The 14,926-nt window shown below is 43.2% G+C and carries 11 protein-coding genes; 8 read left to right on the top strand and 3 right to left on the bottom strand.

Annotated elements, in window-relative coordinates:
* Positions 1-223: 223 nt before the first annotated feature.
* The 3 genes from M2132_RS06905 (at position 224) to M2132_RS06895 (ending at position 3,449) form a co-directional block, all read left to right on the top strand.
* Positions 224-1,657, top strand: coding sequence for a TonB family protein (locus M2132_RS06905; protein ID WP_280672665.1), 1,434 nt, complete (start codon positions 224-226; stop codon positions 1,655-1,657).
* A gap of 117 nt (positions 1,658-1,774) precedes the next feature.
* Complete coding sequence (locus tag M2132_RS06900) at positions 1,775-3,007, top strand: nucleoside recognition domain-containing protein (RefSeq protein ID WP_280672664.1); 1,233 nt, start codon at positions 1,775-1,777, stop codon at positions 3,005-3,007.
* A gap of 40 nt (positions 3,008-3,047) precedes the next feature.
* The gene (locus M2132_RS06895; protein WP_280672663.1) at positions 3,048-3,449 is read left to right on the top strand and encodes a hypothetical protein; all 402 of its coding nucleotides are present in this window, start codon (positions 3,048-3,050) and stop codon (positions 3,447-3,449) included.
* A 252-nt stretch (positions 3,450-3,701) separates the two neighbouring features.
* Here the strand turns inward: M2132_RS06895 and M2132_RS06890 are convergent, their stop codons facing one another.
* Together M2132_RS06890 and M2132_RS06885 are read right to left on the bottom strand one after the other, a co-directional pair.
* Complete coding sequence (locus M2132_RS06890; protein ID WP_280672662.1) at positions 3,702-4,439, bottom strand: LEM-3-like GIY-YIG domain-containing protein; 738 nt, start codon at positions 4,437-4,439, stop codon at positions 3,702-3,704.
* Positions 4,440-4,525: 86 nt separating this feature from the next.
* Entirely contained in the window at positions 4,526-7,465 is a 2,940-nt protein-coding gene (locus tag M2132_RS06885) for a calcium-translocating P-type ATPase, PMCA-type (protein WP_280672661.1), read from the bottom strand.
* Positions 7,466-7,743: 278 nt separating this feature from the next.
* Here M2132_RS06885 and M2132_RS06880 point away from each other — a divergent pair, with 278 nt between their 5' ends.
* The 5 genes from M2132_RS06880 to rplT all read left to right on the top strand — a co-directional run bounded on the left by M2132_RS06880 (position 7,744) and on the right by rplT (position 13,461).
* Positions 7,744-9,804: a tetratricopeptide repeat protein gene (locus M2132_RS06880; RefSeq protein ID WP_280672659.1), complete on the top strand. Its 2,061-nt coding sequence runs from the start codon at positions 7,744-7,746 to the stop codon at positions 9,802-9,804.
* A 212-nt stretch (positions 9,805-10,016) separates the two neighbouring features.
* The gene (gene thrS, locus M2132_RS06875; protein ID WP_280672657.1) at positions 10,017-11,963 is read left to right on the top strand and encodes a threonine--tRNA ligase; all 1,947 of its coding nucleotides are present in this window, start codon (positions 10,017-10,019) and stop codon (positions 11,961-11,963) included.
* A gap of 83 nt (positions 11,964-12,046) precedes the next feature.
* Complete coding sequence (gene infC, locus M2132_RS06870; RefSeq protein ID WP_280672655.1) at positions 12,047-12,697, top strand: translation initiation factor IF-3; 651 nt, start codon at positions 12,047-12,049, stop codon at positions 12,695-12,697.
* A gap of 112 nt (positions 12,698-12,809) precedes the next feature.
* Entirely contained in the window at positions 12,810-13,007 is a 198-nt protein-coding gene (gene rpmI, locus M2132_RS06865) for a 50S ribosomal protein L35 (RefSeq protein ID WP_280672653.1), read from the top strand.
* 109 nt (positions 13,008-13,116) lie between these two features.
* Positions 13,117-13,461: a 50S ribosomal protein L20 gene (gene rplT, locus M2132_RS06860; RefSeq protein ID WP_280672651.1), complete on the top strand. Its 345-nt coding sequence runs from the start codon at positions 13,117-13,119 to the stop codon at positions 13,459-13,461.
* A 102-nt stretch (positions 13,462-13,563) separates the two neighbouring features.
* Here rplT and M2132_RS06855 read toward each other — a convergent pair whose 3' ends face one another.
* Entirely contained in the window at positions 13,564-14,409 is an 846-nt protein-coding gene (locus M2132_RS06855; protein WP_280672649.1) for a glycosyltransferase, read from the bottom strand.
* Positions 14,410-14,926 lie beyond the last annotated feature (517 nt).

The following is a 14,926-nucleotide window of genomic DNA, read 5'->3' as shown; positions in this document are numbered from 1 at the left end:
GTAAGGTCCACTGCCGGACTACTCATACATACGATGGGCAAAATTGCCATCGCTTTTATTTATCTAATTTTTTAAATACTGATTCGCATTAATAACAAGTTAGGCAATAGAGGGTAGACTCACAAGAGTTTTTTGTTTTGTAATTATAACTTTTTGCTTTTAGGGTATCGGTTATTTACTATATTTTTGCAAAAAATAATATAATCTTACAATTTTACTTATAATGAAAAACCGATTATTCTATTTATTATTTCTATTACTGTTTTGTCCGGCAAACCTTTTTTCGGAAGAAGTACAGGACGAAGAAGTGATTAAGATTGCAGAAAAAATGCCTGTATATCCCGGTGGGAGCGAGGCCTTATTCAGATATCTGTCAAACAATATAAAATATCCCATACAAGCAGCCGAAGCCGGAATAGAGGGTAGAGTGGTTACACAGTTTGTAATCAGTAGTGTGGGCAAGGTGACCAATGCGAAGATCGTAAAATCCTTGTCGCCCGAATGCGATGCCGAAGCTTTGCGTGTTGTTAGCAACATGTCTGCTTGGACGCCCGCCAAAAATGCAGGAAAAAATGTAGCTGTGCAGTTTACACTTCCCATAACCTTTAAATTGCAAAAAGTGGAAGAAGAAACCCTTGAAGAACAGAAGTATCCAAAAAATAATAAGCATTTGAACACCGGATTGAATAATGCTGAAATAAATTACCTTAGATATCTATACAATACTCTCGTATATCCTGAAAAAGCAAGAAAAGATAAAATCGAAGGGTTTGTGTATGTAGATATAACAGTTGGTGACGATGGTAAAATATCAGATGCTAAAATAGAAAAGTCGTTAGGCGAAGAATTTGATGCAGAAGTCTTGCGGATTGTGAACGGAACTAATATGTCTGTACACAAAGGAAAAAAAATAAATCTTCCCTTCTTCTTTAAACCAACGGATGCTACTGGAGAGAAAGGTTTTCAGGAATATATATCGGCATATGAAAAATATTATAAGATGCCTGTATATCCCGGGGGAAGTGATGCATTGATGAGGTATCTGGCCAGTAATATTAAATATCCGGTTAATGCTGCAAAGCAAAATATTCAGGGAAAAGTAATACTTACTCTTACTATAGCAGAAACAGGCAGTGTTGAGAATGTTAAAGTTATACAGCCGCTCCATCCCGAATGTGATGCTGAAGCTCGTAGAGTTGTAGCGGCAATGCCTAAGTGGATGCCAGGCAAAAGAGGTGGAAAGCCTATCAAAGTAGAATATACCTTGCCCATAACTTTTATGATGACACCGGGAAGTCTTGGCAATGCTTATGTGTTCGGACCTCAAGCTGAAGAAGAATACAAAAAGCTTGACTACCAACCTTCTTTTCCGGGTGGAGCCGAAGGTTTGGTCAATTATCTGGCCGAAAACATGAAATACCCCGAAAGTGTGAAAAAGAAAAAGGTTGAGGGGGAAGTGTTAGTACAATTTGTTGTGAATGAGGTAGGATTGGTTAAAGATATAAAAGTGGTTAAATCGCTATCGTACGAGTGCGACAAAGAAGCCCGCCGGCTTGTTCGTGAAATGCCAAGATGGAAGCCCGGTATAAAGAATAAAATTCCGGTAGCCGTGCAATTTACCATTCCCGTTACATTTAAACTAAACGATTCCGAATAATTTGGCTTGAATCTCTGAATTTATAATCCTCTTAATCCCACGGAAAACTTTCGTGGGATTTTTATTTACCTATTCCATAAATATATTATACTTTTGGGCTGTAATGAACTTGCGATTATGGTTTTGAATTATATATGGATATGCCTCATTCTGGTGGCCTTTGTGGTAGGTTTGGCAAGATTGATATTTTGGGGCGACTACGAGGCTTTTATTGGGATAGTTAACTCAACATTCGGTTCGGCCCGGCAGGGTTTCGAAATTTCGTTGGGGCTTACCGGGGTTCTGGCCTTATGGATGGGTTTGATGAAGATAGGCGAAAACGGCGGAGTGATACAAATGTTTTCCCGTGCGATGAACCCCTTGTTTAGCCGTCTTTTTCCTGATATACCGAAAGGGCATCCGGCATCGGGAGCCATGCTGATGAATATATCGGCCAATATGCTGGGTTTGGACAATGCCGCTACCCCCGCCGGATTGCAGGCAATGCGCGAACTGCAAACGTTGAACGCCGACAAGAACTCGGCATCGAACCCCATGATTATGTTTCTTGTGCTGAATGCGTCGGGGCTGACGCTGATTCCTGTTTCGGTGATGACGATACGCGCGCAGATGGGTGCCACCAATCCTGCCGATATATTTGTGCCGATAATGATTGCAACCTTCCTTTCCACGCTGATAGGTGTGCTGGCGGTATGTATAAAACAGCGGATTAATATTTTCGACAGGGTTATACTCAGCACTTTTGGGGCAGTGCTTGCCCTTATCGGTTTTGTGGTGTGGGGCTTTAACGCTATGGGGCAGGAGCGGGCGCAAGTGGTGTCGAACGTTGTGGCGAGCCTCATTCTGTTTGGGGTGATTATTTTCTTTATTCTCAGTGGAGTAAAGAAGAAAGTTAATGTTTACGACTCATTTATAGAGGGTGCGAAAGATGGATTTTCGACCGCCGTGCGGATTATTCCTTACCTTATAGCCATTTTGGTTGCCGTGGGGATGTTCAGGGCATCGGGGGCAATGGATTTTTTGCTGGACGGGCTGCGTGCCGGAGTGTCGTTCTGCGGATTCGACTCCAAATGGGTGGAAGCCATGCCTACCGCCTTCATGAAACCGCTTAGCGGAAGCGGCGCACGGGGTATGATGGTAGACGCCATGTCGACCTACGGTGCAGATTCGTTTGTAGGCCGCCTTGCGGGCGTGTTCCAAGGGTCTACTGACACTACCTTCTACGTAGTTGCCGTCTATTACGGCTGTGTTAATATAAAAAATAGCCGCTATACCATACCTTATGCTTTGCTTGCCGACTTGGCAGGAGTCGTTACAGCAATATTTGTTGCGTACCTGTTCTTTAGCTAACGGTGGGGTGAGATTCTTCGCCGCGCTCAGAATGACAAAGATGAAACCGTTTTTTCTTTTCTTGATAATAGTCTTATTCCTGTCGGGATGCTCTCAGGTTCATACAGACAATCCGCAGAAAGTGTTCCGGTATTGGACTCATATCCCTTTGCCGAACAGCCGAGTGGAAGTTCTGAAAGGAAGATATTGGCAATCGGGGCATTTTACCTCAGAATATGAAGCCTATCTTCTGATAGTGGCTCCCGAAGAGTGGCGCAACGAACTTATAGAACTCAACGGTTTGTTTGTTGACACCGCAACGTGGTACTGCCCTAAGGACGTCCCCGATTGGTTTTCTCCTCCCGGAACATTTATTCAGTATCAATCGCCGCACAATTCACAGTTTCGATTCTGGATGCAACAAAACGCAGACACAATATATATTTATGACCTGCAATTATAATTTTACCCGTGGTGCATTTAGAAAATAAAGGCTAACTATTTGAAAAATAGGTATATTTCCAAAAATAACGTATGTTCATTTTGTCATCCTGAGTGAAACGAAGGATCTTGAATAAAAAACACAGAGATTTTTCACTTTGTTCAGAACGACAAATACTATAATATATTTATAATAAGCTGTTTGATATAGGCTCTCTAAATGCACTACGGGTATAGTTGATTTTCTGCTCCGGAATCACTATCTGTCACCGTTTTATTGGTGTTTTGTAAAATATTTAATAGGATTGGCCTCTCCTTTCTTTTTTTCAGGAAGAGATTTGTTCAAATACAAATCAGTGATTTCTTTGTCAGTAATTTCTATTCCTTCAAACATCCAACGGTCGCCGTTCTTTAACCATTTTGTGGGCTTAAAAATTGCACGTACTATTCCTCTAAACTCACTAAGCACATATTCTATTTGTGGCAATCGGCGTTCATTTATTTTCCAACTTTTTCGGGTTGCTTCGTAAATATTAGGATGGTAATCGTTCTTGATGTTATAGGTTTTGTTAATGTTTATGGTTATCAGGTTGTGTTGGATATTTTCAATATTAAGAGGCTCGCAAGCATATAGCTGCTCCAGTTCTTCTACGGTTTTAATTCCTTTGAACCATTGATGGTGCCCTGCTTGTATATTGGAAATAGTACAAACAGAAAAGAAATCGGAATAACTTAAGAAATCAATTAAAACTGATTCAACCAAGAATGCTTCATTTTCGTTTAAGCCGTGCCGTACTATAAAGTGCTTCACGGTTTTGCCACATAGAGTAATTTCGCGAATAATATTTAGTTTATCGCTCTCTAATTCTTCATTCAACGAACAAGCGATATGAGCAAAAACCCGATTGTCTTTTCCTTTACCTACATAAAAAATTTTATTGTCTCGGGGATCGACCAATATATAAACATAGTAGTTTAACTCTTCGATTGTTTTTTGTGAAAATCTGTTCATAGTTTTTTGTATATATAAATGCTTCAAATAAATATAAATACAAAGCTATGAATATTTAACAATTTATTATTAAAAGCCATCAAAAACTATCTGCTTCGGCTTAGCAGTCGTCCTGCTTCGCCTATCCAAAGTACCAGAGACGATGCTCCTGCGATGATGAGCCAATCTCTCACCTGCAAAGGTACGGTACGGAACACTTCGCCACCGAAGGAGACGATAAGCACCTGCCCCACAAGTATAAGGAGCAGAACCGAAACAAATGCTTTGCTGTTCTTTAAACCGTAAAACGCCGACTTGCCTGTACGGAAAGCCTTGGCATTAAACATATTCCAGAATTGCAGCAACACAAAAAACGTGAAGAAGAACGACAGCGCGTAAGGCATCCGCTCCGCTTGGGCAACATGGGCAAACATCAGGTCGAGGCATTCGGGCTTCGAGAAGCCGAACATCAAGCCCAGAAGCACCACAACGAACGATATGCCCGTAAACAGGATGCTTCTCTTCATGGGTGGGGTGATGATGAAATCGGAGTTCTTCCGGGGTTTTTCCCGCATCACACCCTCGTTGGGAGGCAATGAGGCCAAAGCCCCTGCCGCAAAGGTATCCATAATGAGGTTCACCCAAAGCATCTGGGTTACGGTGAGCGGTAGTTCGTGCCCGAATATCGAACCCAAGAAAACCAATAGCAAGGCAGCCACATTGATGGTAAGTTGGAAGAGGATGAAACGCTGTATATTCTCGTAGAGCGAACGCCCCCACATAACGGCCGTAGCAATGCTGTTGAACGAATCGTCGAGCAGGGTTATATCGCTTGCCTCTTTCGCTACGGAAGTTCCCGTACCCATAGATAAGCCTACGTTGGCATGATTCAGGGCGGGAGCATCGTTTGTTCCGTCGCCCGTTACGGCAACTATTTCGCCTTTCTGCTGCAAGAGTTGCACAAGGCGTTGCTTGTCGGTGGGACGTGCCCGGCACATTATTTTCAGGTGTTGCGCCATGTTGAGTGCTTCGTTGTCGGTCAGGGCTTCGAATGCGGGTCCGGTTATTATATTTGTGTCGGTATCATCTTCTTTCCATATACCTATCTGGCGGCCTATCTGGCGAGCCGTTGCGGGAGTATCGCCTGTAACTATTTTTACATCTATTCCGGCCTTCAAGCATCTTTGCACGGCGGCGGGTACGTCTTCGCGCACGGGGTCGGATATGGCAGCTATGCCCAGAAAAACAAGGTTTTGTTCCGCAAGTTCCTTTATTTCGGCATCGTTTGTGGGTTGGTCTATTATTTTATAAGCAAACCCCAGTGTACGCATAGCTTGATTTTGGTATTGCAACAATTGGTTTTCTATTGCCGCCTTCATACTCGCGATAGGGCTTTGGCTGCCATCGCTGCTATTAAGTATGGTTGCGCATTTAGCCATCACAATTTCGGGAGCGCCTTTTACGTAGAGAATGGTTTTGCCCAACACGGGCGATTTTACCATCGTGGCCATATACTTGCGCTCGGTGGAGAAGGTGAGCTGTTCGGTGACGGGCGTCGTCTCTCTGATGTTTAGGTAGTTAATGCCATTGTCGTTGAGCCACAGGAGCAACGCTGCTTCGGTAGGATTGCCGAGCGTTTTCACTTTTTCGGGGTCGGAGTAGTCGAGGTAGGCCGTTGAGTTTGTGGCTATGCTTTCCCGCACCAGATTGCTTACCTCGTTGTCGGTCAGCGTCTGGTTGTTTAAACCGAAGAAATTTGTTTCCGCCACCCGCATCTGGTTCTGGGTAAGGGTTCCCGTCTTGTCTGTACAGATAACGGTTGCGGCGCCCATAGTCTCGCAAGCGTGCATCTTACGTACAAGATTGTTTGTTTTCAGCATACGGCGCATACTCATAGCCAGGCTGAGGGTAACGCTCATAGGCAATCCTTCGGGTACGGCAACTACAATAAGCGTTACGGCTATCATAAAATATTGCAAAACGTGGCTTGCCGTTTCTATGCTTACCCACGAGGATGATGTAAACGGATTTATACCGAACAGGTAACCGCCTCCCGCCAGAAGGGCAAAAGTGAGTACACCCGTAATCATCCATTGCAACCAACTGCCTTTGGCTATGCTTCGGGGCAGTTCTTTTGGCCGCCCAAGCAATTCGAATCCGTCGTAAAGGATAGGTACCCATACTTTTGACAGGGCAACGATTCCGCCCACAATAACCGCCCCCAGCAGAAACAACTGGCCGAGCGAATAAACGGTCACACCGCCAAATACATCTTTGAGGAAGAGGATAGAAAAAGTGAGCGTAGCCAAAATGAGGCCTACAAAGCCAATGAGTTTTGCCAAGCCTTCTAATTGTCGGTTGAGAGGAGTTTCTTCGCCTGTTATTTCGGTCGATTTTTCGGCAACCTTGCCATATTCGGTGGCATCGCCCACACGTTTTACTTCAAACATGCCGTGTCCGTCCATTACGTTTGTTCCGCGCATCACCCAGTTTGAGGGGTAGGTTGCTTCTTCGTCAAATCCGGCAATGAGGGTTGTCTTGTCAATCAGGGGTTCGCCCGTCAAGCTCGATTCGTCTATCTGTAAGGATATAGCTTCGATCAATTCGCCATCGGCGGGAACTTCTTCGCCTGTTTCGAGAATAACTATGTCGCCTACAACTATATCGTGCCGGGGAACCTCAATCACGTTGCTGTTGCGTATTACTTTCACCAGCGTATCGTCGTTCACCTGATTCAGTACGTCAAATTTTTTGTTGGCATCCATCTCGAACCAGAAGGCAACGCCCGTAGCCAGAAGGATGGCAAAGAATATGCCTACTGTTTCGGCATAGTGCCCAAGGCCTGTGGATATATGCTCAAAAACGGCAATGCTCAGCGACAGGAGCGCGGCAATGATAAGGATGCGGACGATAGGGTCTTCAAACTTTTCGAGGAACAGCTTCCACAGCGATTCTTTTTTGGGAGGCGTCAGAACGTTTGCCCCGTGTTTTTGCCTGCTTTCCTGAACCTGTGCGTTGGTGAGCCCGGTAAGGTGTTTCTTTTCCATATACATATTTGGCTATGTAGTTATAAACGGCTTTTGTTTCTATGATTTAACCCCCCGAAGATAATGCTAATAGTTTATAAAAATATAAGCTGCTATGGGCTTTTGCCAAACTTAACAAAAATGTAACAAAATTGCCACCCATATTTTGAACCCTTTAAAACCGGAGGGCGCGCGAAGGGAAGAAATAAAAATCTTTAAAAAGAGGTACTATCGGGGTATCTCTTTTTTGTGCTTAATGCAGAATTGATATATTTGCTAATCAAGAATTTTAGTCCGCGATGAGAAATCTTCTGTTATATCTTTTGTTTTCTTTGTCTTTTGTGCCATCGGCAGCTCAGGTTATTGACACCGACAAGGTTATGGCCATAGGCCGTAATGCGCTTTATTACGAGGATTATGTACTTTCTATCCAGTACTTCAATCAGGTTATCAAAGCAAAGCCTTATCTGGCCGACCCATACTATTTCAGGGCTGTGGCAAAATACCTGCTCGAAGACTTTGAAGGTGCCGAATACGATTGTACGGAATGCGTAAACCGCAATCCTTTTGTGGCCAATGCCTATTACTTGAGAGGCGATTGCCGGCTTAACAACGGTAACTACGACGGGGCGATAGAAGACTATAACAAAAGTTTGGGCATGATTCCCGACAACAAGTTTGTGCAGATAAATCTGGGGATAGCATATATCCAGAAAAAACAGTATGCCGAAGCCGAAAAGCAACTGGATGTTCTGGTAGAAAAGTATCCAACATACACCCCGGGGCTGCTCACTCGTGGGTCTTTGTATCTTGAGCAGGGAGATACTATAAAAGCGTTGAATGATTACAATAAAGCAATTGCGGGCGACTTGTTCAATTCGCAAGGATATTCTATGCGGGGACTGCTGTACTCTCATCAGAAGGAATACGACAAGGCTCTTGCCGATTTTGACGAGGCAATAAAGCTCGAACCTTTCTCTTTGGGTAATTATATAAACCGGGGATTGGTAAAATATCATAAAAACGATTTTCGTGGCGCAATGGCCGATTACGATAAGGTGGTCGATCTGGACGGAGCGAATATCATAGGTCGCTTTAACCGGGGGCTGCTTCGCGCGCAGGTGGGCGACGACAACAATGCCATAGCCGACTTTGATGTGGTGCTGAAAGCCGAACCGAACAACCATATAGCATACTACAACCGTGCCTTGCTGAAAGTTAGTACAGCCGACTACCGGGGTGCCATAGACGACATGAACAAGGTGCTGGCCGAATATCCCGATTTTTATCACGGATTTTATGCCCGTTCCGAAATAAAAAGCAAAATGCGCGACCAACAAGGGGCGGAAAAAGATTTCAGATACGCCCGTAACTTAGAAGCCCGTATAACGAAAGAAATAATGTCGGGCAAGGGGCAGAAGGACGATGAAGACAAAACCCGAGAGAAATCGGATAAGTCGATCGATAAGTTTAATCTGCTCATGGTTGCCGACAAAACCGAAGAACAGAAAAGCAAATATAAGAGCAGTGCCCGTGGACGGGTGCAAGACAAGCAAGTAAATCTGGAGCTTGAACCTATCTTCGTTGCAACCTACTACGAAAAAACGAGCGAAGTGAAAAGCTTTGTACACTTCAACAACGAAATAAACGAGCTCAATAAGAAAGGCGTTTTGTTTCACAAGCTCAAAATGACAAATGCCGAAGGGGCTCTGACACAGAATCAGATTGATATGCACTTTGCGTCGATAGCCGAAAAATCGGATGCGATAGAGAACGACAAGATGAACAGCATCCTTTATTTTGCCCGGGGTGTAGATTATATGCTCGTTCAGGACGTAGCGAATGCCATTTCAGACATGAATAAAGCTGTGGCTGTGGCTCCCGATTTTACGCTGGCCTATTTCAATCTGGGAGGGCTTTATGCTAAGCAGTTGACACTGAAAAAGAATCAGGGCACAAACCAGACAACCTTCAATGGGGTTACTCTGCCAACACCGCAAGGCGAGCCAAAGGAGCAACCGTCTAAAACGGCAGGTGATGCGTCGATGCAAAAAGATATTATGGAATACGGAATGGCCATCGGGAACTACACTAAGGTTATAGAACTGAGTCCCGATTTCGTTTACGCGTACTACAATCGGGCGGGAGTCAGAGTTATGCAAAGCGACTACCGGTCGGCAATTCTGGATTATAACGAAGCTATCCGCCGCGACCCCGAATTTGCCGAAGCCTACTACAATCGTGGAATCTGCCGTCTGCATATAGCCGATATCGACCGAGGACTTGCCGACCTGCGCAAAGCCGGCGAACTGGGCATAGTAAGCGCTTACAGCATCATAAAACGCATGACAAAACAGTAGGCAGGTAATATTTAGCAACACTTCACTTTAATCGTTACATGGAGCACTTTTTGCACTTGGGTTCGCTCTTGCAATAAAATAAAGAGCCGCGCGCCTTATTTTGTTCAAAAAAAGCATATTGAATTCATAAATTGATTATTTTTGCAGACATTTTTGAAATTAACAGTAGCCTCTGTTTGTAGGGAGGTTACATAAATATAGGAATATATAGGATGATTAAAATTACATTTCCTGATGGCTCTGTAAGAGAATTTGCAAAAGGTACAACCTCGTTGCAGGTGGCCGAGAGCATAAGTTCGCGTTTGGCGCAAGACGTACTTGCCGCAAGGGTTAACGGACAGGTTTGGGACCTGACTCGCCCCATAGAAGAAGATGCTGCCATAGAACTCCTTAAATGGGAGGACGATGACGCTAAGCATGCTTACTGGCACTCGTCGGCTCACCTTATGGCCGAGGCTGTGCAGATTCTTTATCCGCATGCCAAGTTTGGTATAGGCCCGGCAATCGAAAACGGCTTTTATTACGATATAGATTTCGGCGATACTCCGGTTAAGGATACCGATTTTCCCCGTATCGAGGCCAAGATGCAAGAGCTTGTAGCTGCAAAAGAGCCTATCGTGAGAAGCGATATAAGCAAGACCGATGCCTTGCGTATGTTTGGCGACCGTGACGAAGGCTACAAAGTGGAGCTTATCAGTGAGTTGCAAGACGGAACAATCACCACTTATACCCAAGGCGTATTTACCGACCTTTGCCGTGGGCCTCACTTGCCAAATACATCGTACATCAAGGCGATAAAAATATTGAGCGCAGCCGGTGCATACTGGCGTGGCGATGAAAAGCGCAAACAGCTGACACGCCTTTATGCTATCACTTTCCCCAAGAAAAAGATGCTTGATGAATATCTTGTTCTTTTGGAAGAAGCCAAGAAGCGCGACCACCGCAAGATAGGAAAGGAACTCGAATTATTCGCTTTCTCGCAAAACGTTGGCGCAGGGCTTCCGCTTTGGTTGCCACGAGGTACTCAGTTGCGTTTGCGTCTGGAAGACTTCCTGAAAAAAATCCAAAAACGTTTCGAGTACGAGCAGGTAATGACTCCCCATATCGGGAACAAGCAACTGTACGTTATATCAGGACACTATGCAAAATATGGTAAGGATTCGTTCCAGCCGATACATACGCCCGAAGAAGGCGAGGAGTTTTTGCTGAAACCGATGAACTGCCCTCACCATTGCGAAATATATAAGGTGACGCCACGTTCATACAAAGATCTGCCATTGCGCTTAGCCGAGTTTGGTACGGTTTATCGCTACGAACAAAGCGGCGAGCTGCACGGTTTGACTCGTGTGCGTGGGTTTACGCAAGACGATGCGCATATCTTCTGTATGCCCGACCAGTTGAAAGCCGAGTTCCTGAAGGTGATGGACATTATCTTTATTATCTTCAAGGCTCTTAACTTTGAGAACTTCGAGGCTCAGATTTCGCTTCGTGACCCCGAAAACAAAGAAAAATATATAGGCTCGGACGAAAACTGGGAAAAAGCCGAACGTGCCATCATAGAAGCTTGCGAGGAAAAAGGTTTGCCTGCGCGGGTCGAATTGGGCGAAGCCGCTTTCTACGGGCCTAAGCTCGACTTTATGGTAAAAGATGCCCTTGGCCGCCGTTGGCAATTGGGTACAATTCAGGTCGATTATAACCTGCCGGAACGTTTCGAACTGGAATATACGGGAGCCGACAACCAGAAACACCGTCCTGTGATGATTCACCGTGCGCCATTCGGCTCGATGGAGCGTTTCATCGCTGTGCTTATAGAGCATACAGCCGGTAAATTCCCGCTGTGGCTGACACCCGATCAGGTTGTTGTTCTTCCAATATCGGAAAAATTCAACGATTATGCCTACCGTGTTTCGTCTTATCTGAAGAGCCACGACATCCGCTCGCAAGTTGACGACCGTAACGAAAAAATAGGGCGTAAGATACGCGACAATGAGTTGAAGCGTATCCCTTATTTGCTGATTGTAGGGGAGAAAGAAGCAGAAAATGAAGAAGTTTCTGTTAGAAAACAGGGCGAAGGTGATACAGGTTCGATGAAATTTACTACCTTTGCCGACCGATTGACCGAAGAAGTTGACCGCATGATGAATGCCTGGCAGCATTAAGTGCGGCTTTTGTGGGTTAATTAATGTTTGATAATCAATAATTTAAACTTAAAAAAGAAAAAGCGAATACATAAAACTTTTTAATGAGAAATAATCGTTTTAACACAACCAAAAAAGAGGAGCAACACAGGATTAATGAGAGGATCCGTGTTCCCGAAGTTCGTTTAGTAGGCGATAATGTGGAGCAAGGCGTTTTTCCAACGCGTCAGGCTTTGGCAATGGCCGAAGATATGGGGCTCGACCTTGTGGAGATTTCTCCTAATGCTGTGCCACCAGTTTGCCGGATTACTGATTATCAAAAATTTCTTTACCACCAAAAGAAGAAACTTAAAGAGCAAAAAGCCAAATCGGTTAAGGTTGTTGTAAAGGAAATTCGTTTTGGACCTCAAACCGACGACCATGATTTCAACTTTAAACTGAAACATGCGAAATCGTTTTTGGAAGAGGGTTCGAAAGTGAAAGCCTATGTTTTCTTCAAAGGACGTTCCATTTTGTTTAAAGAACAAGGCGAGGTGCTTTTGCTCCGCTTTGCAAACGAGTTGGAAGATTACGCCAAGGTAGATCAGCTTCCACAGCTTGAGGGTAAGAAGATGATAATCATGCTTTCGCCCAAAAAAGCACCTGTAAAGCAAGTTGCCAAACCCGCTTCTGCCAAGCCCGAAAAAGAGCCTAAAGCAGCACGGACAGAAGAAGAAACTGAAGCAACATCGGTCGAAAAATCGACTGAAGAATAGTAGCAGCCGTTTTTTTGCTGTGAATGTAATTTTGTAAAAGAAAAGAATAAACATCCTTTGTAGACAAAAGGTTGTTGTTTAAATATTTAATTTTTTAATAAACGTATCTAAGATGCCTAAAATGAAGACTAACTCCGGTGCCAAAAAAAGGTTCAGCCTTACCGGATCAGGAAAAATCAAGAGAAAACATGCGTTCAAAAGTCACATCTTGACTAAGAAGACTAAAAAGCAAAAAAGGAATCTTACCCATACTGGTACTATCAGTAAGGTAGATGAGCACAGTGTAAAGCAATTGCTTGCATTGAAATAATCCATTAAAGTTTTTTAGAGCAATTTTTTCAACAGATTTATTAACCGAATGTATGCACAAAAGAGCCTCATATAGAGTGCCGCTATCATTCAAAACATCTTACTAAATTATGCCAAGATCAGTCAATCATGTTGCCTCGCGCAACCGCCGAAAAAAAGTATTAAAGTTAACAAGAGGTTATTACGGAGCTCGTAAAAACGTATGGACAGTTGCCAAAAACACTTGGGAAAAAGGTCTTACTTATGCTTTCCGCGACCGTCGCGTTAAAAAACGCAATTTCCGTGCCCTTTGGATACAACGTATCAATGCGGCTGCCCGTTTGGAAGGAATGTCGTACTCTCGTTTGATGGGTGCTCTTCATAAAAACGGAGTTGAAATCAACCGTAAAGTCCTTGCCGATTTAGCAGTAAATCATCCAGAGGCTTTCAAAGCTATTGTTAATAAAGTGAAATAAATTTTCCTTACCTGAACAATATAAAACAGGCTCAGAACTGAAAAGTTTTGAGCCTGTTTTGTGTTTTATTTGATTCTCGTTTTTGAAGGGATATCAGAGGTGTTACTTTTTGGGCTTGCTTATCTTTTTTTGCAACTTACGAATGGCTGTTTGCGCAAAAAGGGATGGCATTTTGGTAAAGGCCTTCACGATATTGCCTTTTCGGGTAAGTGTAATATCGACCTCAAAGTTGTTGAGCGATATGGTACTGAACACGGGATAGTATTTTATGCGCGATGTTATGCGTAAGTCGTTGTTTACGTTGTTTTTGTGTACGAACTCTATCCATGCCGGATAATCTTTCAGGTCTATGGTTTCGTAATGTTTGCGCATAGCGGCATGACCTCTCGATTTTATGGTAGCAAAGCCGGGTTTGTTTTTTTCGACCAGTGTCAGGAAATGATTATGAGGATATTGCATCTTCAGTATTACGCCCGATTCGGTGAAGTATTGATATCCATAAAGAAAACTATAAAGCACAGCCTTTCGGTCGTTTTCTATGCGGGTGCGTACGGTTTCGACCATGTTTATACTGATAGCGTCGTCGTTATCGAGGTTTGTGGTAACCACAAATTCGTCTTCTTCCTTTAAGTGCTGTTTTATTACGTTTTGGGTAAAGCCCAGCCAATCTTTTGTATCTTTTTCGTCAAGGAAACAGGGTAATAGCTGTGGGCATCTCTGTTGGTACTGTTTTATTCTTTCTAAGTAAGGAACCGGTGTCCCCTTGTCAAAAAGGCATATCCATATAAAGTTTTTTTCGGTTTGCTTTTCGACGGATGGAAAACAATATTTATCGAACAAAATAAACCGTTTAAACAGCCATTCTTCTGTGTAAGTAGAGACATTCAATTTGTCTTTTGTCCACAGGCGTAAATTGAATTGTGTTATAATGAAGTGTTTGAATTGCATCTCTTTTAATGCTTTTTCTAAAACATGGAAAATCGCACAAAGATAATAAAAGAACTTATAATAAACAGAGCGAGCTAAATATCTTCTTTTCTGCTTTTGATGCGAAAACGGAAATATTGTGCAATAATTTTGCTTTTTTTGATGTTTTGTGTATCTGTGTAACTTATTGTGTAACAGTGAGTATTTGCGCCAAGGGTACTTTGACTACCAAAAAATATTTGGTAGTGGCGATACCCTAAGCAGATACCCTAAACGTATACCTTAGCAATACCCCTTCCGTACGACAACAATAAACAAAATAAAACTATACTAAACAAAACAATGAGAGAGTAGTGTTTTTGATTAAACACCACTCTCTGAAAACACACTCATTTTTTATGATAATTGCACTTTTTTTACTATATTAGGTTTAGGGTATAATATAGTTTTTATATCTAAATTTTGTAAAATAGATGTTTTTTTATCCCTTTAAATTTGCAAACTCAATATTGCAATTTGTACATTTGCATAAATTAAT

The organism is Dysgonomonas sp. PH5-45 (assembly GCF_029893235.1).
Taxonomy (GTDB): Bacteria; Bacteroidota; Bacteroidia; order Bacteroidales; family Dysgonomonadaceae; genus UBA1309.
Note: the sequence above shows the minus strand (reverse complement) of the source record. Positions and strands in the feature narration are given on the sequence as shown.